General features: G+C 61.3%; 22 protein-coding genes, 1 tRNA gene and 1 other RNA gene. 16 read left to right on the forward strand and 8 right to left on the reverse strand.

The features are described 5' to 3' along the window. Positions 1-44: 44 nt before the first annotated feature. Both argE and RWT78_RS06905 read left to right on the forward strand, forming a co-directional pair. Positions 45-1,232 carry an acetylornithine deacetylase gene (gene argE / locus RWT78_RS06900; protein ID WP_314674889.1) on the forward strand — a complete coding sequence of 396 codons (1,188 nt, stop codon included), beginning with the start codon at positions 45-47 and terminating at the stop codon, positions 1,230-1,232. A 24-nt stretch (positions 1,233-1,256) separates the two neighbouring features. Then, the gene (locus tag RWT78_RS06905; protein ID WP_003943831.1) at positions 1,257-2,546 is read left to right on the forward strand and encodes an MFS transporter; all 1,290 of its coding nucleotides are present in this window, start codon (positions 1,257-1,259) and stop codon (positions 2,544-2,546) included. Between the two features lie 22 nt (positions 2,547-2,568). Here the strand turns inward: RWT78_RS06905 and RWT78_RS06910 are convergent, their stop codons facing one another. Beyond that, entirely contained in the window at positions 2,569-3,348 is a 780-nt protein-coding gene (locus RWT78_RS06910; RefSeq protein ID WP_003943809.1) for a helix-turn-helix domain-containing protein, read from the reverse strand. A 39-nt stretch (positions 3,349-3,387) separates the two neighbouring features. Beyond that, a complete protein-coding gene (locus RWT78_RS06915) occupies positions 3,388-4,059 on the reverse strand; it encodes a response regulator transcription factor (RefSeq protein ID WP_314674893.1) in 672 nt (223 codons plus the stop codon). 136 nt (positions 4,060-4,195) lie between these two features. Between RWT78_RS06915 and RWT78_RS06920 the strand changes: the two genes are divergently transcribed. Further along, on the forward strand, positions 4,196-4,504 hold the full coding sequence (locus tag RWT78_RS06920) for a DUF6191 domain-containing protein (protein ID WP_314674895.1): 309 nt from the start codon (positions 4,196-4,198) through the stop codon (positions 4,502-4,504). 76 nt (positions 4,505-4,580) lie between these two features. Here the strand turns inward: RWT78_RS06920 and RWT78_RS06925 are convergent, their stop codons facing one another. From RWT78_RS06925 to RWT78_RS06935, 3 genes are all read right to left on the reverse strand, one after another. Continuing rightward, positions 4,581-5,399 carry a pentapeptide repeat-containing protein gene (locus RWT78_RS06925; protein ID WP_054825630.1) on the reverse strand — a complete coding sequence of 273 codons (819 nt, stop codon included), beginning with the start codon at positions 5,397-5,399 and terminating at the stop codon, positions 4,581-4,583. Between the two features lie 56 nt (positions 5,400-5,455). Further along, the gene (locus tag RWT78_RS06930) at positions 5,456-5,896 is read right to left on the reverse strand and encodes a hypothetical protein (protein ID WP_314674898.1); all 441 of its coding nucleotides are present in this window, start codon (positions 5,894-5,896) and stop codon (positions 5,456-5,458) included. 77 nt (positions 5,897-5,973) lie between these two features. Beyond that, positions 5,974-6,061 (reverse strand) — tRNA-Ser (locus RWT78_RS06935). A gap of 136 nt (positions 6,062-6,197) precedes the next feature. On the opposite strand from RWT78_RS06935, the gene ffs reads away from it, so the two are divergent. From ffs to RWT78_RS06955, 4 genes are all read left to right on the forward strand, one after another. Then, positions 6,198-6,297: signal recognition particle sRNA small type (gene ffs, locus RWT78_RS06940), an RNA gene on the forward strand. 42 nt (positions 6,298-6,339) lie between these two features. Further along, entirely contained in the window at positions 6,340-7,632 is a 1,293-nt protein-coding gene (locus RWT78_RS06945) for an aminotransferase class I/II-fold pyridoxal phosphate-dependent enzyme (RefSeq protein WP_003943985.1), read from the forward strand. Between the two features lie 98 nt (positions 7,633-7,730). Then, positions 7,731-9,086 carry a glycosyltransferase 87 family protein gene (locus tag RWT78_RS06950; RefSeq protein ID WP_073512844.1) on the forward strand — a complete coding sequence of 452 codons (1,356 nt, stop codon included), beginning with the start codon at positions 7,731-7,733 and terminating at the stop codon, positions 9,084-9,086. 18 nt (positions 9,087-9,104) lie between these two features. Beyond that, positions 9,105-9,686, forward strand: a complete 582-nt coding sequence (locus RWT78_RS06955; RefSeq protein WP_003943868.1) for an HhH-GPD-type base excision DNA repair protein — start codon at positions 9,105-9,107, stop codon at positions 9,684-9,686. 7 nt (positions 9,687-9,693) lie between these two features. Here RWT78_RS06955 and RWT78_RS06960 read toward each other — a convergent pair whose 3' ends face one another. Further along, positions 9,694-10,602, reverse strand: coding sequence for a LysR family transcriptional regulator (locus tag RWT78_RS06960; RefSeq protein WP_003943906.1), 909 nt, complete (start codon positions 10,600-10,602; stop codon positions 9,694-9,696). Positions 10,603-10,703: 101 nt separating this feature from the next. On the opposite strand from RWT78_RS06960, the gene RWT78_RS06965 reads away from it, so the two are divergent. Continuing rightward, entirely contained in the window at positions 10,704-11,750 is a 1,047-nt protein-coding gene (locus RWT78_RS06965) for a YeiH family protein (RefSeq protein WP_007731571.1), read from the forward strand. On the opposite strand, the gene RWT78_RS06970 is transcribed toward RWT78_RS06965, so the two are convergent. After that, positions 11,743-12,747 carry an AraC family transcriptional regulator gene (locus RWT78_RS06970; protein WP_007731570.1) on the reverse strand — a complete coding sequence of 335 codons (1,005 nt, stop codon included), beginning with the start codon at positions 12,745-12,747 and terminating at the stop codon, positions 11,743-11,745. The two genes, RWT78_RS06965 and RWT78_RS06970, sit on opposite strands and share 8 nt — an antisense overlap. 200 nt (positions 12,748-12,947) lie before the next feature. On the opposite strand from RWT78_RS06970, the gene RWT78_RS06975 reads away from it, so the two are divergent. The 7 genes from RWT78_RS06975 (at position 12,948) to RWT78_RS07005 (ending at position 20,001) form a co-directional block, all read left to right on the forward strand. After that, positions 12,948-13,922 (forward strand): quinone oxidoreductase, encoded by a 975-nt coding sequence (locus RWT78_RS06975; RefSeq protein WP_003943928.1) that lies wholly within the window; start codon positions 12,948-12,950, stop codon positions 13,920-13,922. A 30-nt stretch (positions 13,923-13,952) separates the two neighbouring features. Next, positions 13,953-14,852 (forward strand): TauD/TfdA family dioxygenase, encoded by a 900-nt coding sequence (locus RWT78_RS06980; protein ID WP_007731564.1) that lies wholly within the window; start codon positions 13,953-13,955, stop codon positions 14,850-14,852. 52 nt (positions 14,853-14,904) lie between these two features. Beyond that, positions 14,905-15,957 carry a 3-keto-5-aminohexanoate cleavage protein gene (locus tag RWT78_RS06985; RefSeq protein WP_003943988.1) on the forward strand — a complete coding sequence of 351 codons (1,053 nt, stop codon included), beginning with the start codon at positions 14,905-14,907 and terminating at the stop codon, positions 15,955-15,957. 97 nt (positions 15,958-16,054) lie between these two features. Further along, on the forward strand, positions 16,055-17,416 hold the full coding sequence (locus tag RWT78_RS06990) for an MFS transporter (RefSeq protein ID WP_003943898.1): 1,362 nt from the start codon (positions 16,055-16,057) through the stop codon (positions 17,414-17,416). Then, positions 17,416-18,039: an alpha/beta hydrolase gene (locus tag RWT78_RS06995; protein WP_314674909.1), complete on the forward strand. Its 624-nt coding sequence runs from the start codon at positions 17,416-17,418 to the stop codon at positions 18,037-18,039. Before RWT78_RS06990 ends, RWT78_RS06995 begins: the two co-directional genes overlap by 1 nt. Then, complete coding sequence (locus RWT78_RS07000; RefSeq protein ID WP_314674911.1) at positions 18,032-19,621, forward strand: long-chain fatty acid--CoA ligase; 1,590 nt, start codon at positions 18,032-18,034, stop codon at positions 19,619-19,621. Before RWT78_RS06995 ends, RWT78_RS07000 begins: the two co-directional genes overlap by 8 nt. Before the next feature lie 8 nt (positions 19,622-19,629). After that, the gene (locus RWT78_RS07005; protein ID WP_003943892.1) at positions 19,630-20,001 is read left to right on the forward strand and encodes a carboxymuconolactone decarboxylase family protein; all 372 of its coding nucleotides are present in this window, start codon (positions 19,630-19,632) and stop codon (positions 19,999-20,001) included. A gap of 6 nt (positions 20,002-20,007) precedes the next feature. Here RWT78_RS07005 and RWT78_RS07010 read toward each other — a convergent pair whose 3' ends face one another. Continuing rightward, positions 20,008-21,321: an ammonium transporter gene (locus RWT78_RS07010; protein WP_003943791.1), complete on the reverse strand. Its 1,314-nt coding sequence runs from the start codon at positions 21,319-21,321 to the stop codon at positions 20,008-20,010. Between the two features lie 162 nt (positions 21,322-21,483). On the opposite strand from RWT78_RS07010, the gene RWT78_RS07015 reads away from it, so the two are divergent. After that, on the forward strand, positions 21,484-23,664 hold the full coding sequence (locus RWT78_RS07015) for a DNA polymerase III subunit gamma and tau (RefSeq protein ID WP_314674914.1): 2,181 nt from the start codon (positions 21,484-21,486) through the stop codon (positions 23,662-23,664). Positions 23,665-24,211: the final 547 nt, after the last annotated feature.

Genomic DNA, 24,211 nt, shown 5'->3' on the forward strand with positions numbered 1-24,211 from the left:
GTGGCGAGTGCCCACCGCGTTCATGCTGTGAAAGGAGAAACCAGATGTCATCGACCACGTTGCCCGCTGTTCCGACCGAGAGAAGCCTCGAGTGGGTGCAACGCCTCATCGGAATCGATACGACGAGTGCCGTGAGCAATCGACCGTTGATCGATCTCATTGCGGCGGAACTACGTCGCCATGGGGTCGAGCCGGTACTTGTTGCCGATGACGAGGGAACGAAGCTCAACTTGTTGGCAACGTTCACGCCTCCTGACGGAAGTACTGCCGGCGGTGTGATGTTCTCCGGCCATACAGACGTAGTGCCGGTTGACGATCAAGACTGGAGTAGCGACCCTTTCACGCCCGACGTTCGCGACGGAAGCCTGTACGGACGTGGCACGTGCGACATGAAGTCGTTCATCGGGATCGTCGTCGCTGCGATCCCCGACATCGTTGCTCGGCCGCTGGCGAAGCCGATTCACTTTGCATTCTCCTACGACGAGGAAGTCGGCTGCATCGGTGCGGCCGGGTTGGTCGAGGAGGTTGTTTCCCGGAACCTGTACCCTGATGTGTGCGTCGTCGGAGAGCCGTCGGAGATGCGGGTCATTCGCGCACACAAGTCGATGAACGTCATACGTGTTGATCTGCATGGTGTTTCGGCGCACTCGTCGCTCACTCCGCAAGGAGTCAACGCGATCGAATACGGCGCCGAGTTGATTCGATTCGTCAGAAGCGCGGCCGACGAACTCCGTGCGTCCGGCCCGTACGACGACGCATTCGACGTGGCCTGGACGACGTGTTCGGTCAATCTCGTATCCGGCGGGATCGCAGTGAACACTGTCCCCGAGGATTGCTCCATCACTTTCGAGTTCAGGAGCATCAGCTCAGCTGGCGCCGCAGATTTGCTCGAACGCTTTGCCGCCGAGACGAATCGGATCGAGAACCTGATGCGGGAAGAAAACCCGTCAGCCTCCGTGACGATGCACGTGTCGGCCTCGGTCCCTCCGCTGGAGACGGATGCGAATGCTTCGGCGGCCGCACTGGTCGAACAATGGGGTGGTCGGGCATCGGACGAAAAGGTCGCGTACGCCACCGAGGCCGGGATGTTCGCGAGTATCGGTATCCCCACCGTTGTGTGCGGTCCGGGAAGCATCACTCAGGCGCATGCACCTGACGAGTACGTGACACTTGACCAATTGGCACAGTGCGAGCAGTTCGTTCGGAGCGTCATCGCTCACGCCCACGCCTGACCGCCCTCACCCCTAAGGAAAACCATGTCCACGGCAACTACGCCAACCTCCGGAACAGTCACCCCGGAACGCCTGGCCGCTGCACGCAAGGCGGTGATCAGCAGCTCACTCGGCGCTGCGCTCGAATGGTTCGACGTCATCGTCTACGCATCATTCGCAGTGGTCATCGCCCATAACTTCTTTCCCGGCGGCGACAACACGCTCGGTTTGATTCTGACGTTCGCGACGTTCGCGATCTCGTACGTCATCCGGCCGCTTGGCGGGATGGTTCTCGGAAGCTATGCCGACCGTCGCGGGCGCAAGAACGCCTTGACGTTGACGATGATGCTGATGATGATCGGCACGCTCATCATGGCCGTGGCGCCGACGACCTCGATGATCGGACCGTGGGCCGGCGTCGTCATCCTTGTTTCGCGTCTCATTCAAGGATTCTCCGCCGGCGGTGAATTCGGTACTGCTACAACCTTCCTCGTGGAGACTGCGCCACACAAGAAGGCGTTCTACTCTTCCTGGCAAGTTGCCAGCCAGGGTGCCTCGGTTTTCCTGGCATCGCTGTTCGGATACGTGCTCAACACCCACCTTTCGCATGAAGCGCTCTACTCGTGGGGCTGGCGCGTTCCGTTCTTCTTCGGCATCATCGTCGGGCCGGTCGGACTCTACATCCGTGCCAAGCTTGACGAAACGGACGATTTCAAGACGAGCGTTCCGGAAAAGGCTCCGCTGAAGACGACGCTGACCAGGCATCTCGGCCGGGTGCTGACCGGTGCCGCAGTAGTGGGCGTCGCGACTATCTCGATCTACCTCATCTTGTACATGCCGACGTTTGCCGTGAAGAACCTCGGAGTATCCGCCTCGGCCGGCTATCTCGGCGGCATCGTCGCCGGACTGGTCACCTTGATCACCGTGCCGTTGATCGGTCATCTAGCAGACCGGGTCGGACCGGCGAGAGTTATGACCTGGGCCGCCGTTGCGGCAATCGTCTTGGCCTGGCCGCTCTTCAAATTGATGGTCGATCACCCGTCGACTCTGACCCTCGTCCTGGTTGTTTCGGTCCTGGGTGTCATCATGGCGTTTGCCTTCGGTCCCTTGCCTGCCTTGATGAGTTCGCTGTTCCCGGCAGAGATCCGGGCTACCGGCATGTCATTGTCGTACAACCTCGGAGTGACTTTGCTCGGCGGAATCGCGCCGTTGGTCTTGACCTGGTTGATCAGTACAACAGGCTCGCTCGACGCCCCGAGCTACTACTACATGACGGTCGCAGTGCTCTCCCTCGGCGGGCTGTGGTCTGCCAGGACGCTTTTCAGTCAGAAGTGACGGCGGGGGAGCGCGGTAGCGATCATGCGACCGCGTCTCCCTCCGCCAGCGCGACAACGGTATCCGACCCGTGCCAGTCGGGGGCTTGGGTGCGGAGTAGAGCCGCCGGGGTCAGCGACGAGATTCGGCGGCATTCACGGGTCAAGTGGGCCTGATCGCTGAATCCGCAGTGGGCGGCGGATTCAGCGAGTCCCAGTGCGGGTCGACTGCGAGCGAGCGCCATGAAGCGCTGGAGGCGCAGGATCGAGCGCAGCGTTGCAGGGCCGTATCCGAAGGCGTCGTTGCATCGACGTTGGAGTTGGCGCGAAGTCAGCGCCGCCGCGTCGGCGAGAGAGCTGACATTCCACGAATGTTCGGACAGTGCGGTGCGAACGTGGTTGATCACCGGATCGTGACGGAAACTCGAACTTACCCAACTCCGAACAGCGCTTTCGAGGATGGAGACCTGTTCGTGGTCTTCGGAATTTTCCAAGCGGTTCAACAGTATTCGTTCCGTGCGTGCGTCGGTTACATCGCTGAGGTCAGCGCGAGAATCCCGAAGCTCGGACGCCGAGGTTCGCAACATCGGCGATGCCGATCCAGGGCGGAATCGAACACCCACGGAGCGTGTTCCGGGCGGAAGAGTGAATGACCATGCAGCGGTTTCGGGGCCACAGACGCGTATGCCGACGCCGCGTATCCACAGCACGTCCATGCAAGCATCGGGCACGAGGAGGTGTTCTCCTTCTGCGCACGCCGTCCAGCCACACACCAGGATGTCGGAGAGATCCGGGGCGACCGATTGTGGTGTGTACCAACCCATGACAAGAGCTTATCGAGCGGCACCGACACGAAGGCGACTTCAGTCGACCGGGCCGAAGCGGTATCCGAATCCCCTGATGGTTTTGATGTACTTCGGTTTCGCGGGATCGGATTCGAGTTTGGACCTCAGGCTGAGAATGGTTGCGTCGACCACACGCGTCCTTTCGTGGTCGGAACCCCACACGTTTCGGATCAGGTGATCACGTGAGTACACGCGCCCAGGCTCGGTCGACAGCTCCAGGAGCACCCGCCATTCGGTCCGGCTGAGGACCAGCAGCTTTCCGCCCATCGTCGCCGTCATCGCACGTCGATCGAGGAGCAGGTCACCGTGACGTTGGTGTTTGCCGGGGGCGGGATGTGCGGTTTCACGAAGGATTGCGGTGACCCGAAGATCGAGCGCGTGAGAATCGATCGGGTTCAGCACAAAGTCCGAGACAGCGCGATGTGGTGCTTCGTCGATGTCCTCGTAGGTATCCACCAGCATCATGATCGGCATCGAACTGCGCAAGCGGATCTGCCGTGCGATCTCGTAGCCGTCGATGTCCGGCAGAAGGAGATCGATCACGGCGATATCGAAACTGTCGGTGTCCAGGTCGTCGAGTAGGCGGCGCCCGGTGCCGACGAGCTGTGTTTGATGACCGAAATGTACTAATTCGGTACCGAGTGTCTGGGCAAGCTCCGAACGGTCGGTAGCTGCAAGTATCAAGCTCACGTGAAATCCTCCCCCCGAAGGTGTTACTAGTCGTAACAGCTTGCATTCTGGCAGATCATCGGCCTCGGGGCCAGATATAAGGTGGTTGATCAAAAGTTGCGGGAACGGGGGGGGCGTTCGTCGCTAGACTTCTTTCATGGGCACTCTGTTCGCGTTGACGCTGCCAGGCTTGCTCGTGCTGCTGGTCCTGTTCGCGTTCGCCGAGACTCTCTGGAACCGGCTCACCGGCGGCCGGGCACTGCCGTGGACTCGGGGACGTACGACTCGTCCGGTCTCGGCCGCGGGCTTCGAAGAGGTTGCTGCCCTGCTTCAGGGGTCCAAGCATCATGAATTCGAACAGCGTCAGAGCGCATTGATGCATCGTGAGGACGGAACGGACGGTGACCCGCCGTGGGTGTCCGTCGATCCGGACGCCAACAAGGTCGTTCTCCGTCGACGGAGTTGACAGTCGTCAACAGTCGACGGAGTTGACAGTCGTCAACAGTCGACGGAGTTGACAGTCGGAGATGACGATCGTCGGCTCAGGCCCAGTGGCCGGGGCGGGTCAGTGAATCGGGCAGCGTGGTAGCCGAATCGCCGATCGCCCCGTTGATCTGGAACTGAGTGAGAAAGATACTGCCGCGGAGTTTTGTGCCGCGAATGTCGGTGCCGCGTAAGTCTGCACCGATCAGATCGGCTCGATCGAGTTCGCAGTCGCGGAGGTCTGCACCGATCAGGTAACTCCCGCGAAAGTTGGCCCCACGTAGATCGGAACCACGAAATTTGGCGCCGATGAGGTCTGCGCCGCGGTGGTCGAGTTTGCGACCCTTCTTGCCCGAGACCGGTGAGCGCACAAGGTCACTCGTCTGCAAGAGCAGGGTGTTGACTGCCGCTCGGTGTGCTGAGACGTCGACGGCTCGAATCTGCGAAGGCGTGCCGTTGGTCAGGCTTTCCGTCTCGGCGAGTACTGCGTCGAGTTCCTTCCGAATCGAGTGGGTCTGCTTCAGCGAGCGGGCTTCGGCGAGATACCAGAGGAGTTCGTGCAACTGGCGTACGACAGGGAAGGTTTCGAACATGTCCGACGCGGTCTCCGGGGCATCACGCCAGCTGATGCCGTCGTAGGTCTGCTGTGAAACCTTCTGTCCCGCACCGAAACAGTCGTAGACGGTGCAACCGGTGAAGCCCTTCTTTCGCAATCCGGTGTGAATGCCGCAACCGAAATCCTCCTGCAGGTTCTTGCAGGGGTCGCCGGCATTCTTGTTGGTCGCGAAGTCGGACGACTTGGAAAAGGGGAGTGCGACGCAGCACAGACCGAAGCAACTGCTGCAATCTGCGAGCAGATTGGTCTGGCCGGCAATCACGCGTACTCCCGATGGTTGGGTTGGACGGAAAGTCTGTCCTCGGGTTTGTGAGTCTGTCAAACGAAATTGCGTGGTTCGGCAGCAAGAAGTCCAGCGGTTCCGAGGTCGTATCCCGCGCAAATTGCGGGGTACCAATCCGGCAGACGTGATTCTGGACCACGCTCGTGAAGTAGGTCGAAAATCGGGTGGACGGCCCAGCTCGCTGCAACCAATCGCCGTGCGGTACCCGGCGGCAGAACCAGTGCGCCGACGAAGACCACAAATGTTGCGGCCACTGCACTCCATTCGCGAGTGGGAATGGAGACGTCGGCCATGCGTCCCTGCCGAGCTTGTCCCTGCCGAGCCACGGGATAAACGGCCGCGGCGATCACGAGGCCGGCGGCGTAGGCAGGTGTTCGGCAGTGAGACATCCACTTTTTCACGGGGGCATCGACAAGTGCGCTCAGTATCAGACCGGTACCTGCTGCGATGACCCGGCCCGTTGTCGAGGGAGGCATTCGTCGACAGTATCGCTGCTCGGCGATGCTTCGGGGCAAAGAAAAAGTCCCCGACCAAGACTGGTCGGGGACTTCCCTGGCGGAGGATAGGGGATTTGAACCCCTGAGGGCGTTAACCCAACCCGCGTTCCAGGCGAGCGCCATAGGCCACTAGGCGAATCCTCCGTGGAGCAGCATACCCAATTGCGGGCGCGAAGCGTTAAACGGGTACCTGACCTGCGAAGAACCGGTGGAACTCGAGGTTTGCATCTCGGCCCCGGTAGGTGGTGTGCAGCGGCCGGCGAAAGCCGTCTACACTGTTCATTGGATCCCGCGCGGCGCGCATCCTGTGAACTCCCCCAGGGCCGGAAGGCAGCAAGGGTCAACGGGCTCTGCCGGGTGCGCGGGGTCCTCTATTTTTTTCACATACCCGACCCCGCCTCGTCGGTGAAAGGCCGCTCCGGATGCCTATCCAAACCCAGATCGGGTTGATGAGCCATGAAGAACTCACCTCCGAGCATGAGAGCCAGAGCGCGAAGTACACGCAGCTCCAGGCGCAGAAGCTCGCACTCGATCTGACCCGCGGTAAGCCTTCCCCGGAACAACTCGACCTTTCCGCAGAGCTGCTGACGCTGCCCGGCGACGGTGACTTCCGTGACGGCAGCGGCACCGACTGCCGTAACTACGGCGGACTCACCGGTCTGCCGGAACTGCGCGCCATCTTCGGTGAGCTGCTGGGTATCCCCGTTGCGAACCTTCTCGCCGGAAACAACGCGAGCCTCGAGATCATGCACGACAACGTCGTGTTCTCACTGCTGCACGGCACTCCGGATTCGGCCCGGCCGTGGGCACAGGAAGAGAAGATCAAGTTTCTCTGCCCCGCACCGGGCTACGACCGCCACTTCGCGATCACCGAGTCCCTCGGCATCGAGATGATTGCGGTGCCGATGAACCACGACGGCCCGGATGTCGTCAAGATCGCCGAACTTGTTGCGTCAGATCCGCAGATCAAGGGCATGTGGGCGGTTCCGGTTTACGCGAACCCCACCGGTGCCGTGTACTCCGAAGAAATTGTCCGTACGCTCGCGTCGATGCCGACGGCCGCGCCCGACTTCCGCCTGTACTGGGACAACGCGTACGCCGTACATCCGCTTGTCGGCGAGACTGCGCCTTCCTACGACATTCTCTCGATGGCAGCGGAGGCCGGACACCCCAACCGTCCGCTCGTGTTCGCGTCGACGTCCAAGATCACTTTCGCCGGCGCCGGTGTGAGCTTCTTCGGTAGCTCTGCGGAAAACCTTGCCTGGTACCAGAAGTTCCTGGGCAAGAAGAGCATCGGGCCTGACAAGGTCAATCAGCTTCGCCACCTGCGTTTCTTCGGCAATGCCGACGGCGTTCGTGCGCACATGGAGAAGCATCGCGCGTTCCTCGCGCCCAAGTTCGAGCTCGTACTGCGGATCCTCGAGGATCGTCTCGGTGCATCGAAGGTCGCGTCTTGGACCGAGCCGAAGGGCGGATACTTCATCAGCCTCGACGTGGTCGACGGCACGGCCAAGCGGGTCATCGAACTGGCGAAGAACGCGGGTATCGCGCTCACCGCTGCCGGGTCGGCTTTCCCGTACAGCACGGATCCGGATGACCGGAACATCCGGTTGGCCCCGAGCTTCCCGTCCAAGGCTGAACTCGAAGTTGCCATGGACGGCGTGGCTACGTGTGTTCTGCTCGCAGCTACCGAATCGCGTCTCTCCGAGATCTGAGTTCTCGAAGCGGCGTGCCCGGTCGGTACTTTTCGGTCTTGTCTTGTACCGTTCGGAGCATCAATTCCCGACATAGGGTGTGAATCCCGGAGGTTGTAGTGACGGGCGCGATCAACGCTTCGGATGGGCCTTCTTTCGAGGCGCACACCGCGAACTCGGAGTCGGTCGTCGAAGCTGACATACCGCGACGCACCCTCCGTGTCGGTGTTCTCGGATTCTCTGTACTCGGTGTTCTGGCAGTCGCGTCCGTGCTGATGGTTCTTTTCGCCGTGCCGATGAATACGCGGTACTGGGGCATCTTCGAAAATTTCCTCGATCTCGACGTCTACCGCCACGGCGGCAGCGTTGTGGTTCAGGGCCTTCCGTTGTACGACGGGCCAGTCCTGGAAGGGATGATGTTCACGTACACCCCGTTTGCGGCTTTGCTGTTCACGGTGTGGGCGGTGCTCTCGTTCAAACAGGCGATTGTCGTGTGGACGGGTTTGAACATCGCTGCGCTGTTCGCAGTGATCGTGTTGTGCTGGAAGTACCTCGGTTATCGGCTCGACGTGAAGGCGTACGCCGTCAGTGCGTTGGCCACCACGATCTTTCTGTTCATGGAACCGATACGTACGACGCTCTGGCTCGGGCAGATCAACATCTTCCTGCTGCTCTTGATCGTGTGGGACCTCGGTCGGGACGAGAAGAGTCGGCTCCGAGGAATCGGGGCAGGCATCGCCGCCGGCGTGAAGCTCACTCCGGCCTTCTTCTGGGCGTACCTCTTCATCACTCGTCAATGGCGTGCGTTGGTGACGGCCGTCGTGACGTTCGCTGCGACCGTTGCGATCGGCTTCGTCGTGATCTACAACGATGCGTACAAGTACTGGACCGGCACTCTTGTCGACAGCGAACGCGTCGGACCGACGGATGCTCCGAGCAACCAGTCCGTGTCCGGTCTGATCGCTCAGCTCACTCACACTCCGACGCCGTCGCGGGTCCTGGTCCTAGTCTTCAGTGCGCTGGCGGTATGCCTCGGACTCGGTGCCGCGTGGATTGCTCACCGGCACGGCCAGAAATTGCTCGGCCTCACCATGACGGGGTTGACTGCGACCACTGTCTCGCCGTTCTCGTGGGGCCATCACTGGGTGTGGTTCGTCCCGCTGGTCGTCCTCGCCGCGCACTACGCGATGGTGTCGAAGAAGCGCTGGGCGTGGGTGGCGCCGTTCGTTTTCCTGCTCCCGGTCTTGAACTGGTCTCACACCTGGTGGGACCCGTCGGTCATTCCGGGTACGGATCGCTTCATCGGAATGGGCCTGTTCATGTTCGTGCCGCCCGAGTATCTGCGGATTCCGACCGTCGGCGTCTACCTCTGGGTCTTCACGCTTGCCGCGGTCTCGACGTTGGTTCTGTTCGGCTGGAAGAAGTGGAAGATTCCGGCCCCGGACGCGTCGGCGCCGGTCACAACTGCCGCCTGACGTGGCAGTATCGGACTCATGGCACTTCAACTGAACCTTGTCGGTGACCCCGAAGCTGATGCTCTCCTCGCCGAGGACCCGTTGGCGTTGTTGATCGGAATGCTTCTCGATCAACAGGTTCCGATGGAAACGGCCTTCCTCGGTCCGAAGAAGCTGGCGGATCGGCTCAGCGGTATCGACGTCAGGCGTATCGCCGACATGGACACCGACGAGTTCATCGCCGTCTGTGCCGAGCCTCCGGCTGTGCACCGATTCCCCAAGTCGATGGGCGAGCGTATCCAGCTCATGTGCCAGTTCATCGTCGAGAACTACGACGGCGACACCGCGGCGATCTGGACTTCGGGAAATCCCGACGGCAAGGAAGTACTGAAGCGGCTCAAAGCCCTACCCGGTTACGGGGATCAGAAGGCCCGGATCTTTCTGGCGTTGCTCGGAAAACAGATCGGCGTCGAGCCGAAAGGTTGGCGCCAAGCGGCCGGCGACTACGGGCTCGAAGGTTCGAGGCGCTCGATTGCAGACGTGGTCGACGAACAGTCTTTGCTCGAGGTCCGCGAGTTCAAGAAGGCCGCAAAGGCAGCAGCGAAGGCCGACAAAAAGTAAGCCGCTTTCAGGACTTCCGGGACCCGCTGGCACGCACTACTTTCATCAGGTCGCCTGCGGGGCCCTCGAGCTGACGCGGCGGGCGCCACACTGCGCGCAGGGATCGGTCGAGTTCCAAGCCTTCGACGGCTACGACCCGAAGCTCTCCCTGCTTCACCTGGTCCTCGACGGCCAGCGTGCTCAGTACCGCCGGGCCGACGCCACCGAGCACGCTGGTTCGAATCGCGGCCGAACTACCCAGTTCCAACAACGGTGCACCGCGCTCGTATTCGTGTAACGCCAGGTCGAGAGTCGTTCTGGTTCCCGATCCGGGCTCGCGCACCAGCAGCGGCGTCGCTGCCAGTTCGGCGACGGTCAGCGGCTTTCGTCGACGCGCCCATGGATGATCCGGATGAACGACCACGACCAGCGAGTCACGCGCGACGGTGACGCTGGACAGGCTCTTCGGAACGGTCGGTGACTCGACGAATCCGAGGTCACACATTCCCACCTCTACAGCCTCGAGGACGCGGGTCGAGTTGTAAACCTGAAGGTGGACGGTGACACCAGGATGTAGTGACCGAAAGATACCGAGCCAGGCCGGAATCAGATGTTCGGCGACGGTCATGCTGGCACACACGGTCAATTCCGCGGATCGTTCGGTCCGCATCCCTTCGGCGACGTCGAGAAGCTGCCTCGAGTTGGCGAGGACGCGGCGCGCCCAGTGGACGATGACGGTCCCCTGCGGAGTCAAAGTCGCCCCCGTCGACCTTCGGTGTATGAGTGGCATCCCGAGCTGCCGCTCGAGGGCTTTGACGGCGCGGCTGGCATTCGGCTGCGCAATGTTTGCTGAACGGCTTGCCGCACTGAGACTTCCGTGATCATCGATGCCGATGAGTAGCTCGAGAGTGGTGAGGTCGGGCCACCGTCTGGTCATGCAAACAGGCTATACCGAACTTCACGTTCATATCGATTTGATATGCCGTGATGGTAGAAATCGCCCTACCGGAGCGATGGTGGCTCAAGGACGCTGGATGAGTGAACCGTGATGTGAAGTCCGTGGCCGAGAAACCCGCAGTCGCCCCTTCGTCAGAAGTACGACGGTGGTCCAGTGTGGCTGCATTGGTGCCCGGAGTTGCGTTGTGCGCCTTGGGGGCCACGGTCGCGCTGATAGCCGGTCAGTTCACCTCCGCCGTGAGTCCGTTGCTTATTGCGATCGTGGCGGGTGCGGTGTTGGCGAATACCGTCTCTTTGCCGGCGAAATTCCAACCTGGCCTGGCATTCTCGGCGAAACGGCTACTTCGGGTGGGTATCGCTCTGCTCGGGCTGCAATTGATGTTCTCCGACATCGTCGGTTTGGGCTGGGGAGTGATCGCCGTTGTGGTTGCGATTGTGTTCCTCGGTATCGCCGGGACCATGTATGCCGGAAAACTTCTCGGATTGAGTTGGTCGCAGAGAATTCTGATTGCCTGCGGCTTCTCGATCTGTGGTGCTGCCGCCGTGGCTGCTGCGGACGGTGTGGTGAATGCGCGAGAGGAAGAGTTGCTCACCGCTGTTGCGTTGGTGGTGATCTTCGGAACTCTGATGATTCCGACAATCCCACTGTTGGCCAACGCTTTCGGTATGAACGAGGTCGGTGCAGGCATGTGGGCCGGTGGGTCGATCCACGAAGTGGCGCAAGTGGTGGCTGCCGGCAGCGCTCTCGGCGCCACCGCGTTGGGTGTCGCGACCGTGGTGAAACTTGCGCGCGTGTTGATGTTGGCGCCGGTCATGGCATTTCTGAGCATCCGGCAACGCAGGATGGTCGACAGCACCGCCACCAAGCGTCCTCCGTTGGTTCCGTTTTTCGTCGTGGCGTTCATCGGCTGTACGGGCTTGCGCTCCACGGGCATCTTGCCGGATGAGCTTCTGGGGCTGGCGAAGACGGTGCAGACGGCGCTGTTGGCCGCCGCGATGTTCGCACTCGGGCTGGGGGTGCGGTTGAGCGTCATTCGTGGAGTTGGCGCCCGGCCATTCGTGCTGGCCGCGATTTCCACTGTGTGGGTGGCAACGATCGCCTACGTCGGAGTCGTGCTGGTCAGCTGATCGAGCGCTGAGTCCGCCACGCGCTCGGGCTCATCGAGAACTGAGTGCGAAACCAGCGCGAGAAACTACCCTGCGTCGAAAACCCTAGGTGCACAGCCACTTCGGTCAATGAATAGCGAGGGTTGGAGACAAATCGTTCCGCGAGGGAGCTTCGAACCGAATTGAGAACGGCCGTGAACGTATCTCCGGATTCGGCGAGATGACGGTGCAGTGTCCGCCGGTCGAATCCGAGACTGCGTGCCACCTGCTCGACAGAGCAGCGGCCGGTCGGAAGCAGAACTTCGATCAATTCCTTGGTGCGGCTGAGGGTGTCGGAGGTTTCCGATGCGGGAAGTGAGTCGAGGAACTGGCGAGCGTACGGCCGGAGTAACTCGTCGGAAAGTTGGTTAGCCGCATCCAGGTCGGCGGCGAAGAAAACGATACCGGTGAACTCGTGATCGAATTCCACCGTCTCGCCGAGGATTCGCCGATGCGTGCTCGTGTCTTTCGGGGCATTGTGCGTGAATCCCACGCTGACCGGTTGCCATCGAGAACCCAGGAAACTCCGCAGGATCTGCAGTGTCGCGCCGACTGCGAGTTCGACGCTCTGTCTGGTGTCGACCGGTTCGCCGACCTCGAGCGAGATTCGCAGGGTGGCGAGTCCGTTGACCTCGTTCAATCGAATGCGTAATGACTCGTTGTACGTGTGCTCGTATCGCATCAATACGTCGAGCGCGCTCCTGACGTCTGGTTCTTCCCTGATGACCAAGCTGAGGGGACCGAGATTGGACAGTCGACGCAGGCCGGCGAGTAGAAGCCCGAAGTCTTCGTGTCCGGACTCCGCTGCCGATCGCTCCAGGAGCGATGCGATGGAGGCGGCCGGTACCCATTGGTCGGGGTTCGCCAGGCTTGCCGGGCTCAGGCCGACACTTCTCATGAGGGCCACAGCGTCCACGTCCACTGTTCGGCACAGGTCGACGTATCGGTTCAGTGACGCGTAGCGGGCGAGTGGCTTCATAGGGCCCCCTTTACTCGATGTCCCGAAATGTTGTGTTGTGTGTCTCGTCAAGTTAAGCATGTGAGCCGGATCTCACATAGTTTTGTTCACATCAGTTCGGCACGACCACGAAGTCGAGCACCGACTTCTGGAAGTTGTTGCGTACGAATACAGCTCGACCGTAATCGAGTCGAGCCCGCCCACAGAATTGGAGAGCATTGATGGCAAACGCCATTCGGTTCCACGAGATCGGCACACCGTCCGTCATGCGTTGGGAAGAGATCGAGGTAGGACGACCGGGCGCCGGAGAGGTTCGGGTTCGTCATGAAGCGGTGGGGTTGAACTTCGCCGACACCTACTTTCGAAGTGGCCTCTATCCTGCGCAATTGCCTGCCGGGATGGGCGTCGAGGGCGCCGGTGTGGTCGAAGAGATCGGCGAGGGAGTAGTCGATTTTGCAGTGGGGGACCGTGTGACCTACACCGGCAGTCCGCTGGGTGCGTACGCCACCGAGCGGATCATGGCGTCGTCCGACCTGATCGCGCTACCCGACGGCATCGCCTTCGACACCGCGGCCGCCATGACCATGCGAGGACTGACTGCCGCCTACCTTCTGCGTCGCATCTACCCGTTGAAAGCGGGAGACACCGTGTTGCTACATGCTGCGGCGGGCGGGGTTGGACTGATCTTCACCCAGTGGGCAAAACTGTTGGGAATCAAAGTGATCGGAACGGTGTCGAGCGACGAGAAGGCGAGCGTTGCCCGAGCTCACGGGTGCGATGAAGTCGTCATCTACACCCGCGAGGACGTCGTCGCGCGTGTCAAGGAGATCACCGGGGGCGTCGGCGTGCCGGTTGTCTACGACAGTATCGGGCAATCCACGTTCGACATCTCTCTCGATTGCCTTGCCAGGCGGGGGCTGCTGGTGTGCTTCGGAACGGCGTCCGGACCGACTCCGCCGATTCAGGCAATGCAGTTGGCAGTCAAGGGATCACTCTTCCTCACACGTCCGGCTCTCGCCGATTACATCGCGGATCCCGAAGAACGTGCCGAACTGGCGGGCGAACTGTTCTCACACGTCGAGTCCGGGCGAATCAAGATCGAGATCAACCAGCGATACCCCCTCGAAGATGCGGTGCGTGCGCACCACGACATGGAGTCCGGTCGCAGTATCGGTTCCTCCGTCTTCTCCGTCTGAACCGAAACAGCACTTCCCAGAGGAATTGTCATGACCAACACCGCAACGCTGACAGAAAACCTTCCCTCGTCGAGGAATACGATCCGCGTCGAGAAATTGACCTGTTCGATCGGGGCAGAGTTGTCCGGGGTGGATCTCGGCGAGGTCGCGCGAGATGATGCACTCTTCGCCGAAATCAAGGCATTGCTGCTCGAACACAAGGTTCTGTTCTTTCGCGACCAGACCTTCTCCAAAGCCGAGCACGTAGAACTTGCCCAGCGATTCGGTGAACTCGAGGATCATCCGGCTCTGGGCAGCGACCCCGACCACCCGGGCCTCGTCCGCATCTACAAGGATCTGGACAGCCCGCCGGAGCATTTCGAGAATGCATATCACTGCGACGCCACCTGGCGCGTTAACCCGCCCATGGGATGTGTATTGCGTTGTGTGGAAACACCTCCTGTCGGCGGCGACACGATTTGGGTGAACATGGCACTCGCCTACGAGAATCTGCCGGCGCGGGTCAAGGAGCAGATCAAGGATCTGCGTGCCAGGCACAGTATCGAGTCGACCTTCGGCGCTCGGATGCCGATCGAACAGCGGCACCAGCTGAAGGAACGCTTTCCCGACGCCGAACATCCCGTGGTACGAACACATCCGGAGACTGGCGAGAAGATTCTCTTCGTCAATTCGTTCGCCACACACCTTGTGAACTATCACACGCCCGAGAACGTCCGCTATGGAATCGATTACGCCCCCGGCGCCGGGAATCTGCTCACTTACCTGGCGAGCCAGGCTCAGATTCCCGAGTACCAGGTTCGGTGGCGTTGGACCGAAAACAGCGTCGCGATCTGGGACAACCGTTCGACACAGCATTACGCGGTGCAGGACTACTGGCCCGCGGTTCGAAAGATGGAGCGCGCCGGAATCATCGGCGACGCACCGTTCTGATCTCTCTTCCCAGCCCCGAAGATAAATTCATTCACTCGATCGGAGTCACGCTATGCATTTCCACGACGATTCACTGTTCCCCGAAACCCAGGACAAGCTTGTCATCACCGTTGCTCCCTACGGACCGGAGTGGGAGCCGGACGATTTTGCAGAAGACCTCCCTCTGTCGATGGACGAGCACGTCCAGCAAGCCGTCGACTGTTTCAACGCCGGTGCCACAGTTCTCCACATCCACGTGCGTGAACTCGACGGCAAGGGCTCGAAGCGTCTGTCGAAGTTCAACGAGCTTCTCGGTCGCTTGCGTGAGGCCGTTCCCGAGATGATTCTGCAGGTCGGCGGGTCGATTTCGTTTGCCCCGGAGGGGGAAGGTGCCGATGCGAAGTGGTTGTCCGACGACGTGCGTCACATGCTGGCGGAATTGGAGCCGGCTCCCGATCAGGTGACGATCGCGATCAATACCAGCCAGATGAACATCATGGAACTGATGACCGACGACGACATCGCGGGTACGTCGATGCAGCGTCCGGAATTGGCCGATACGTATCGGGAAATGACTGTGCCCGCCGGTCCGGAGTGGGTGGCAGAGCACCTGCGCCGGTTGCAGGCCGCCGGAATCCAGCCGCATTTCCAGTTGTCCAGTATTCCGCAGCTCGAAACGGTGGAGCGGTTGATCCGACGCGGCATCTACACGGGTCCGGTCAACCTCACGTGGGTCGCAATCGGCGGCGGCTTCGACGGACCCAACCCGTACAACATGATGAACTTCGTCCAGCGTGTTCCCGACGGTGCGTGCCTGACGCTGGAAACGCTGATGCGTAGCGTCCTGCCGGTGAACACGATGGCCATCGCGATGGGCTTGCACGCTCGCTGCGGCAACGAGGACACCATCTGGGGCCGCAAGGGCGAGAAGATGACGTCGGTGCAGCAGATCGAGCAGTTGGTGCGCATTGCAGGCGAATTGGGCCGCGAGGTGGCTACGGCGAAGGAAGCTCGGGACATCTACCGGATCGGTGAGACGTATGCCGACACCGACGAGACGTTGGCGAAGCTGGGTTACGCGCCCAACCGCCGGATCGGCCAGCTGGGATTCACGCAGCACGCCTGAGTTCGCACCCTCTCGTACAACAGTTCCGGGGGTACGAACCGCGACGGTTCGTACCCCCGAATCCCCCCGTCTACCTCGAGTACTTCCTAGGAGAGTCATGGGACTGCAAGCTCCCGCCACGCCACGTGTGGACACCGCGCTCGGAATCGGCGGACGACGAAAGTTATACCCGTGGATCGTTTTCGCCCTGGCTTTCGGTCTTCTGCTCTCGGACTACATGTCGAGGCAGGTGCTCAGTGCAGTCTTCCCGATCCTGAAAGCGGACTGGGATCTCTCCGATTCGCACCTCGCCTCCCTGAGCAGCGTGGTGGCATTGATGGTCGGGCTGTTGACGTTCCCGTTGTCGCTGCTCGCGGACCGCTGGGGCCGCGTCAAGAGCTTGATCTTGATGGCGGTGTTGTGGAGTGTCGCGACGTTGCTGTGCGCAATCGCTCAGACCTACGAACAGATGTTGGGCGCCCGGTTCCTGGTCGGTGTCGGTGAAGCGGCGTACGGCAGCGTGGGTATCGCCGTGGTCCTCAGTGTGTTTGCGCCCCGCGTGCACGCAGCTCTTGCCGGTGCTTTCATGGCCGGTGGATCGTTCGGTTCGGTCATCGGTGTGGCAATCGGTGGGTTCATCGCAGTCCAGTTCAGTTGGCGGTGGTCTTTTGCCGCCATGGCGATCTTCGGTCTGATTCTGGTTGCGCTGTTCCGTGCCCTCGTCACCGAGAAGAAGCTCACCGCTTACGCCGTCGAGGCCGCGCCGGATGCCGCCGGGGAAGCGGTGAGACACGACGGTTTTCGTGCGCCGGTGTCCTCGCTGTTCACCAATCCCGCCGTGTTGTTCGCCTACATCGGTGGTGGTCTCCAGATGTTCACCGCCGCTGTACTTCTGGCGTGGTTGCCGAGCTTCTTCAATCGCTACTACGATTTGGCCCCGGACAAAGCCGGCGTCACAGCTTCCGTATTCGTCCTCCTGGTCGGAAGCGGGATGGTGGTGTGCGGGTTCATCACAGATCGATTCAGCCGCGACGATTCGGCGCGGAAATGGACCACCGCCATCGTCTACTGCGCCATCTCGTTGGTGACGCTGAGTATCGGGCTCCGATTGGGCACGGGGACAGCGCAACTCGTATTGCTCGGTATCGGTGCATTCTTCTCCGCCGGTTCGTCGGGGCCGACGGCAGCGATGGTCGCGAACCTTACCCATCACTCGATTCGAGCGTCGGCCATGGGAACGCTCACCGTCGCCAACAACCTTCTCGGGCTGGCGCTCGGTCCCTTCGTGGTCGGCATCCTCGCCGATCACCTGGGTCTTCTCGGTGCTCTACAGCTTTCGCCCTTCGTCTATGTCGTCGCGGCCCTCGCGTTGGTAGCCGGCAAGCGTGCCTATCCCGCCGGGATGAGGCGGTTGGCGACGTTGCAGAATCGGCCCGAGATATCCGGCGCCACTGAAGTAGCAGAAGTTCGGAGTTCCTGATGGATGAATCACCCACGGTAGTAATAGTTCCCGGTCTGCGCGATCATGTCGAGGATCATTGGCAGACTCACCTCGCGCGCAGGCTCGACAACGTTCTGACGGTTCCTCCCCTCGAGAACGACAAGCTCAGTCGCGATGCCAGGGTTGCGGCATTGGACGAGGTGTTGACAAGTGTTTCCAGCCCGGTGGTCCTGGTCGCGCACAGCGCCGGAGTTATGACCGTTGCCCACTGGGCGAGGGCGCATCATCGAGATGTTGCCGGCGCACTTCTGGTCACGCCGGCGGATCTCGAACTTCCTCTACCCGAGTCCTATCCGTCTCTCGAAGATCTCGACCGACACGGGTGGCTACCGATACCGCGTCAGCGTCTGCCTTTTCCGAGCACGGTCGCGGCGAGTCGGAACGATCCGCTCGCCGGGTATCGCCGAGTTGTGGGTTTGGCTGAAGGATGGGGGAGTCGGTTGCTGGATCTGGGTGAGGTCGGACACCTCAATCCGGCGTCCGGATACGGGTATTGGCCGCGGGCGGAATCGTTGGTGTTGGAACTGCTCGAGTCGGTGTCGCACGCCGCCTCGTCTCATGCCACGGATTCCGGGGCGCAGGAGGAACACAGTCGTGCTTGATCTTGCTGCTCTGCTGGAAGATTCGGCCCGGCGATACCCGGAACGGGATGCGCTGGTTCTCGGGGAAGCGAGGCTGACGTATGCGCAGTTCGACGCCTACGCGAATCGCATCGCCCATCTGCTCGTCTCGCGGGGTGTCGAGCCAGGTGACAAGGTGGCGTTGTCCTGCCCGAACGTTCTCGAGTTCCCGATCGTCTACTACGGCATTCTCAAGGCCGGCGGCGTCGTCGTTCCTCTGAACATTCTGCTCAAGGGGCGCGAAATCGCCTATCACCTGGCTGATTCGGAAGCAAAGCTGTACTTCTGTTTCGAGGGAAGTCCCGAATTGCCGATCGCTGAGTACGCCATCGCCGGGTTCGAGCAGAGCGAGACCTGTTCGGCCCTGATCGTGATCAGCGCCGAGTCGGGTGCACCGTCGTCGATCCTCGGAGTCGAGACTCTAGGCGAAGCACTGGCATCCGTGTCCGGCACGGAAACGCCTGCAGTCGCGGTTGTTCGTGAACCGACGGACACCGCGGTCATCCTCTACACCAGCGGCACTACCGGAAAGCCCAAGGGCGCCGAACTCACTCACTGCAACATGGTCTTGAATGCACTGTCGACCAACCGGTTGTTCGAGAGCGTTCCGTCCATGCATGAGCGTTATCTCCTGACTTTGCCGTTGTTCCACTCGTTCGGCCAGACAGTGACCATGAATGCGGGAATCTGCGTCGGTGCCACCTTGGTGTTGATGCCGCGCTTCGATGCGACCGCGGCACTCGAGATCATGGAACGCGAAAAGATCTCGGTCTTCGCGGGCGTCCCGACCATGTATTGGGGACTGCTCGGCGTGCTGGACGAGGTAGTGAAATCCGGGGTGGATATCGAGACCGTTGCACAGAACATGCGGTGCGCGATCTCCGGTGGCGCAGCGCTTCCCGTGGAAATATTGACACAGTTCAGGGAACGCTTCGGTGTTCAGATCCTCGAAGGGTACGGGTTGTCCGAGACCTCTCCGCTGGCCTTGTTCAGTGACCCGGAGAGCGACCCCCGGCCCGGTTCGATCGGCGTGCCGATCTGGGGCGTCGAAGCGCGGCTTGTCGACGGCTCTTGGCACACGATCGCCGGCCCCGATGAAGTGGGAGAGTTGGCCATTCGCGGGCACAACGTCATGAAGGGCTATTTCAACCGACCAGAGGCGACGGCGGAAGTCATGCGCGACGGATGGTTTCGCACCGGGGATTTGGCACGGGTCGATACCGACGGAAATTACTACATCGTCGATCGCGCGAAGGACATGATCGTGCGGGGCGGATTCAACGTCTACCCACGCGAAATCGAAGAGGTTCTGCTCACCCACCCAGCCGTCTCACTCGTCGCCGTCGTCGGGGTGCCGGACACGAGCCTCGGCGAAGAAGTTGTCGCGTTCGTGATCCGAGAGCCGAGTGAAGAGATCTCCGAATCGGATCTCGTGGAATGGTCGCGGGAACAGATGGCCGCCTACAAATATCCGCGTCGCATCGAGTTCGTGCCGTCGCTGCCGATGACGGCAACCGGAAAGATTCTCAAACGTGAACTGAATCAAACATTTTCGATGGTCTGAGGAGATCGATGACTGACGTTCGAGCAAATGAAGCATTTCCCGTCACCCAGGCCATGAAGGATTCGGGTGGCTGGAATCCGTTGTGGGACGGCCTTTCGGAGCTGGATCCCGAGTGGACCGAGCTGTACATGAAGACAGCAATGCAGCCCTGGAACAGTGGGGTGCTGTCACCCCAGGTGATCCAGTTGCTGTGCATAGCCGTCGATGCGGCGAGCACACACATGTACGCACCCGGCGTACGACGCCATATTCGCGCCGCGCTCGACATGGGAGTGACCCCGAAGGAGATTCTCGAGGTGCTGAAACTGACCACCGTCGTCGGGATTCATTCCTGCAATGTCGGCGTTCCGATCCTGATGGAGGAAATCGCGAACCGGTGAGGGCGGTCAGTCCCGCTCGCGGTTCTCCCGTTCCTCACGCTGACGCTGGAGGAACGGGCTCGGGTTCTGTCCGCCGATCGGACCGTGGCCGAGGACTCCGTGCTCGTAGGCCGACTCCGCGTGCAGGGCAACGTCGATTCCGCGGGCCTCGTCTTCACGCGAAATGCGGAACCCGAAGGTCTTGTCGATGAGCTTCCCGAGACCGTAGGTCACACCGAAGGCATAGAGCGCGACCACGACGACGCCGACGAACTGCTTGCCCAACTGCGCGAATCCACCGCCGAAGAACAAACCTTCCGGACCGCCCGTCATCACGGCCGTCGCGAGGAGTCCGATCAGCAACGAGCCGACGATTCCACCGACGAGGTGCACGCCGACGACGTCGAGGGAGTCGTCGTAGCCGAGCTTGTGCTTCCATCCCACGGCGTACGAGCAGACGATGCCGGCGATCAGACCGATGACGAGCGCACCGAACATGTTCACCGTTCCGCACGACGGGGTGATCGCGACCAGACCGGCGACGACGCCCGAAGCTGCGCCGAACGTCGTGGGGTGTCCGTCACGATTCTGCTCGACGAACAGCCAGCCGAGTAGTCCGGTGCAACCGGCGACGAGTGTGTTGAGGAAGATCTGCGAGGCCATACCGTCGGCCGCAAGGGCCGAGCCGGCGTTGAATCCGAACCAACCGAACCAGAGCAGGCCTACGCCGAGCAGGACGAACGGCAGATTGTGCGGACGCATCGACTCGGCCTTGAAACCCATCCGCTGGCCGAGGACCAGTGCCAATGCCAGACCCGACGCTCCGGACACGATTTCGACCACGAGGCCACCGGCGTAGTCGAGTGCGCCCATCTGGGCGAGCCATCCCTGCGGATTCCACACCCAGTGAGCGACGGGGACATAGACGAGCAAGGACCAGATGGGGACGAAGATCATCCAGGCGGAGAACTTCGCGCGGTCGGCGATCGCACCACTGATGAGCGCTGCAGTAAGAATTGCGAACGTCAATTGGAAGGTTGCGAACAACACTTCCGGGACATTCCCGTGCACCGTCGACGGGTCGATGCCCGCCATGCCGATGTGCTCGAGTCCGCCGATGATGCCACCGTGATCGTCGCCGAACACGAGGCTGTAGCCCACGAACAACCACGCAACCGTGACGAGTGCGATCGAGACGAAACTCATCATGATCATGTTGAGTACGCCCGTCGAGCGGACCATGCCGCCGTAGAACAGTGCGAGTCCTGGCGTCATCAGAAGTACGAGTGCAGTACTGACGAGCAACCAGGCAGTCGCTCCGGCATCGATGGTGGCGGGCACAGTTTTCTCCTCACGCACGCGGACCAGCCCGCGTGCACGGAACCCACGATGAGTGCGTGCGGTTTCCTCCGCACTGCGATTGTGTTGCGAACATGTTTCGGGAGAAGTCGGCGTTGCACCCGCACCGGACCACCTGTCGTGGGTCGCCGGTAGTCTTTGCGCGTGGCCCTGTACCGGAAGTATCGACCCGCGTCCTTCGCCGAGGTGGTGGGGCAGGAGCATGTCACCGCACCGCTCAGCACGGCCCTCGACACCGGACGCATCAACCATGCCTACCTGTTTTCCGGCCCGCGCGGCTGCGGAAAGACGTCGTCGGCGCGAATCCTGGCGCGTTCGCTGAACTGTGAGCAGGGACCGACGTCGACGCCGTGCAACGTGTGCGACTCGTGCGTTTCGCTGGGCCCGGGCGGCACAGGCAACCTGGATGTGACGGAACTCGACGCCGCAAGTCACGGTGGCGTCGACGACACCCGAGAACTCCGAGACAAGGCGTTCCACGCACCCGCCGCATCTCGCTACCGCGTCTTCATCATCGACGAGGCACACATGGTGACGGCGGCGGGTTTCAATGCGCTGCTCAAAATCGTCGAAGAGCCGCCGGAACACCTCATCTTCATCTTTGCGACGACGGAACCGGAAAAGGTTCTCCCGACCATCCGTTCGCGTACACACCATTACCCGTTCCGCCTGTTGGCGCCGTCGACCATGCGCGGACTCCTGGAAAAGATCTGCGCCCAGGAGGGCGTACCGGTCGAGCCTGCGGTGTATCCACTGGTCATCAAGGCCGGCGGCGGTTCCCCTCGTGACTCGTTGAGTGTCCTCGATCAGCTGCTCGCGGGCGCAGGAGAAGAAGGTGTCACGTATCCGCGCGCGCTCTCTCTTCTCGGAGTCACCGACGTCGCGCTCATCGACGAAGCAGTAGACGCCCTGTCTGCCAGTGACGGGGCCGCGTTGTTCGGCACTGTCGATCGCGTGATGGACGCCGGTCACGATCCACGCCGATTCGCGCTCGATCTTCTCGAGCGCCTGCGTGATCTCATCTTGATGCAGGCTGTTTCCGACGCCAGCGAACGAGGATTGGTCGACGCTCCGGAAGCGGAGCTGGTCACGATGCGTGAGCAGATTCAACGAGTCGGCCCGGCCACGCTCACCCGCTTCGCCGAAACTGTCCATGCCGGACTCAGCGAAATGCGTGGGGCGACGGCGCCGCGGCTGCTGCTCGAAGTGATGTGCGCGCGAATGCTGCTGCCGTCGGCCTCGGACACCGAGTCAGCTGTATTGCAGCGGCTGGAGCGCCTGGAACAAGGTATTCCGGCTGCCGGAGTCGCGGCTGCCCCTCGCGCGGCAGCAACGCCGGCACCGACCGTGCCGCCGCTCGAACCGGAGATTGCTTCCAAGTTCCAACGGCCCTCTCAACGCAAGGCCGAGCCTGAGGCACGGCCGGAACCAGCCGCGCCTGCTCCGGCGGCGCCGCCGGTTGTCGAAGCTCCTGTCGTAGAACCTCCCACTGTCGAGATCGTGGAACCGCCGGTTGCCGAAGCTCCGGTGGTTGAAGCTCCGGTTGCCGAAGCTCCAATAGTTGAAGCTCCTGTGGTTGAACCACCGGTTACTGCTCCTGTCGAAGCGGAAGAGCTGATCGGGCTTGCCGAGCCGGAACCCGACTACGAGCCCGAGCCCGAGTTCGACGAGCCGGCGGTTGCCGAAGCTGCGCCGGTCTCGGCAGGCCCCACAGTCGAGACTCTCCGTGAATCGTGGAACACCTTGCGCAACAAGGTCGGTGAACGAAACAAGGTTCTTCCGGCCATGCTGTCCGCTGCGACGGTTCACGACGTGCGTGGACATGTCGTTGTCATCGCTCACGGCTCACCGGTCCTGGGTGCTCGTGTGACGCAACCGCACAACGCGGCGGTCATTTGCGAGGTCCTTGCCGAAATGTTCGGTGGCACTTGGCAAGTCGAGTATCAAGAAGGTGCGCCTACAGCGCCGACAGTATCGAGCGCAACCAAGGCGACGGAAGCTCCGAGCCGCCCTGCCGCTGCGCCCCGCTTCTCGCGCCCCAGCCAGGAGCGCGCAGCGCAGCAGCCCAAGGCCCCGCAGCCCCAGCGCGGAGATTCGGACGACATTCCGCCGCCCGAGGCCCCCGACTATCCGGAAGACCCTGGACCGGCCCCTGCTCCTGAGGTCGACTACGAGGCAACTCCTCCGCCTGCAACGCCGGAGGACGAGGACGAGATGTTTGCGGAGGCGGCTGAGCCCGCTGATCCGACTGCCAGACGTGATCCCGAGGATGTTGCAAAGGAACTCCTCAAGGACGTCCTCGGAGCTCGCCGCCTCGAAAGCTGAGTTGCCGTCTCGGTCCGTGTGCGTGAAACAGCTGTCGGAATCCAGCTGCACCACTGTGTGATCGAATTGTTATAAGTGCCGTTCCCTTTGTGCGCGCGCGTGTCGAAAGCGCACCGGCTCGGCCTCGCAAGCTGATTTGTATGTGGCTGGTTTGCTGGCACATTCGTTCGCTCAGTTCCGGTGTAACGAAACGTCGATTCGGACGATGGTCGCCGAAGAATATCTGGAAGTTCTCGTTGTCTGATGGGCATTCGAGTGCTGCTGTTAAATTTCGGTGTGTCACGAATGTTCAGATTGATAGTTGTCGGATGTTTGTTTTGCGGGGATCGACCAATTTGGGACATTCGGCGAATTGGCCACATATTCGGCATTGCGGCATTTCGGTGCATATTGAACTGAATATTTGCCGATCTCGAGTAAATGGCGGCCGTGAAACCGGGATCCGGTACGGATGTTCAAGCAGGAGCTTGACCGGTTGCGAAGCAAATAAGTAACTCCGAGTGACAGCTAACTACCGATTGCTGTCAAATTGCTGAAACACGTTCAT

Source organism: uncultured Rhodococcus sp. (assembly GCF_963525155.1).
Classification (GTDB): domain Bacteria; phylum Actinomycetota; class Actinomycetes; order Mycobacteriales; family Mycobacteriaceae; genus Rhodococcus_F; species Rhodococcus_F qingshengii.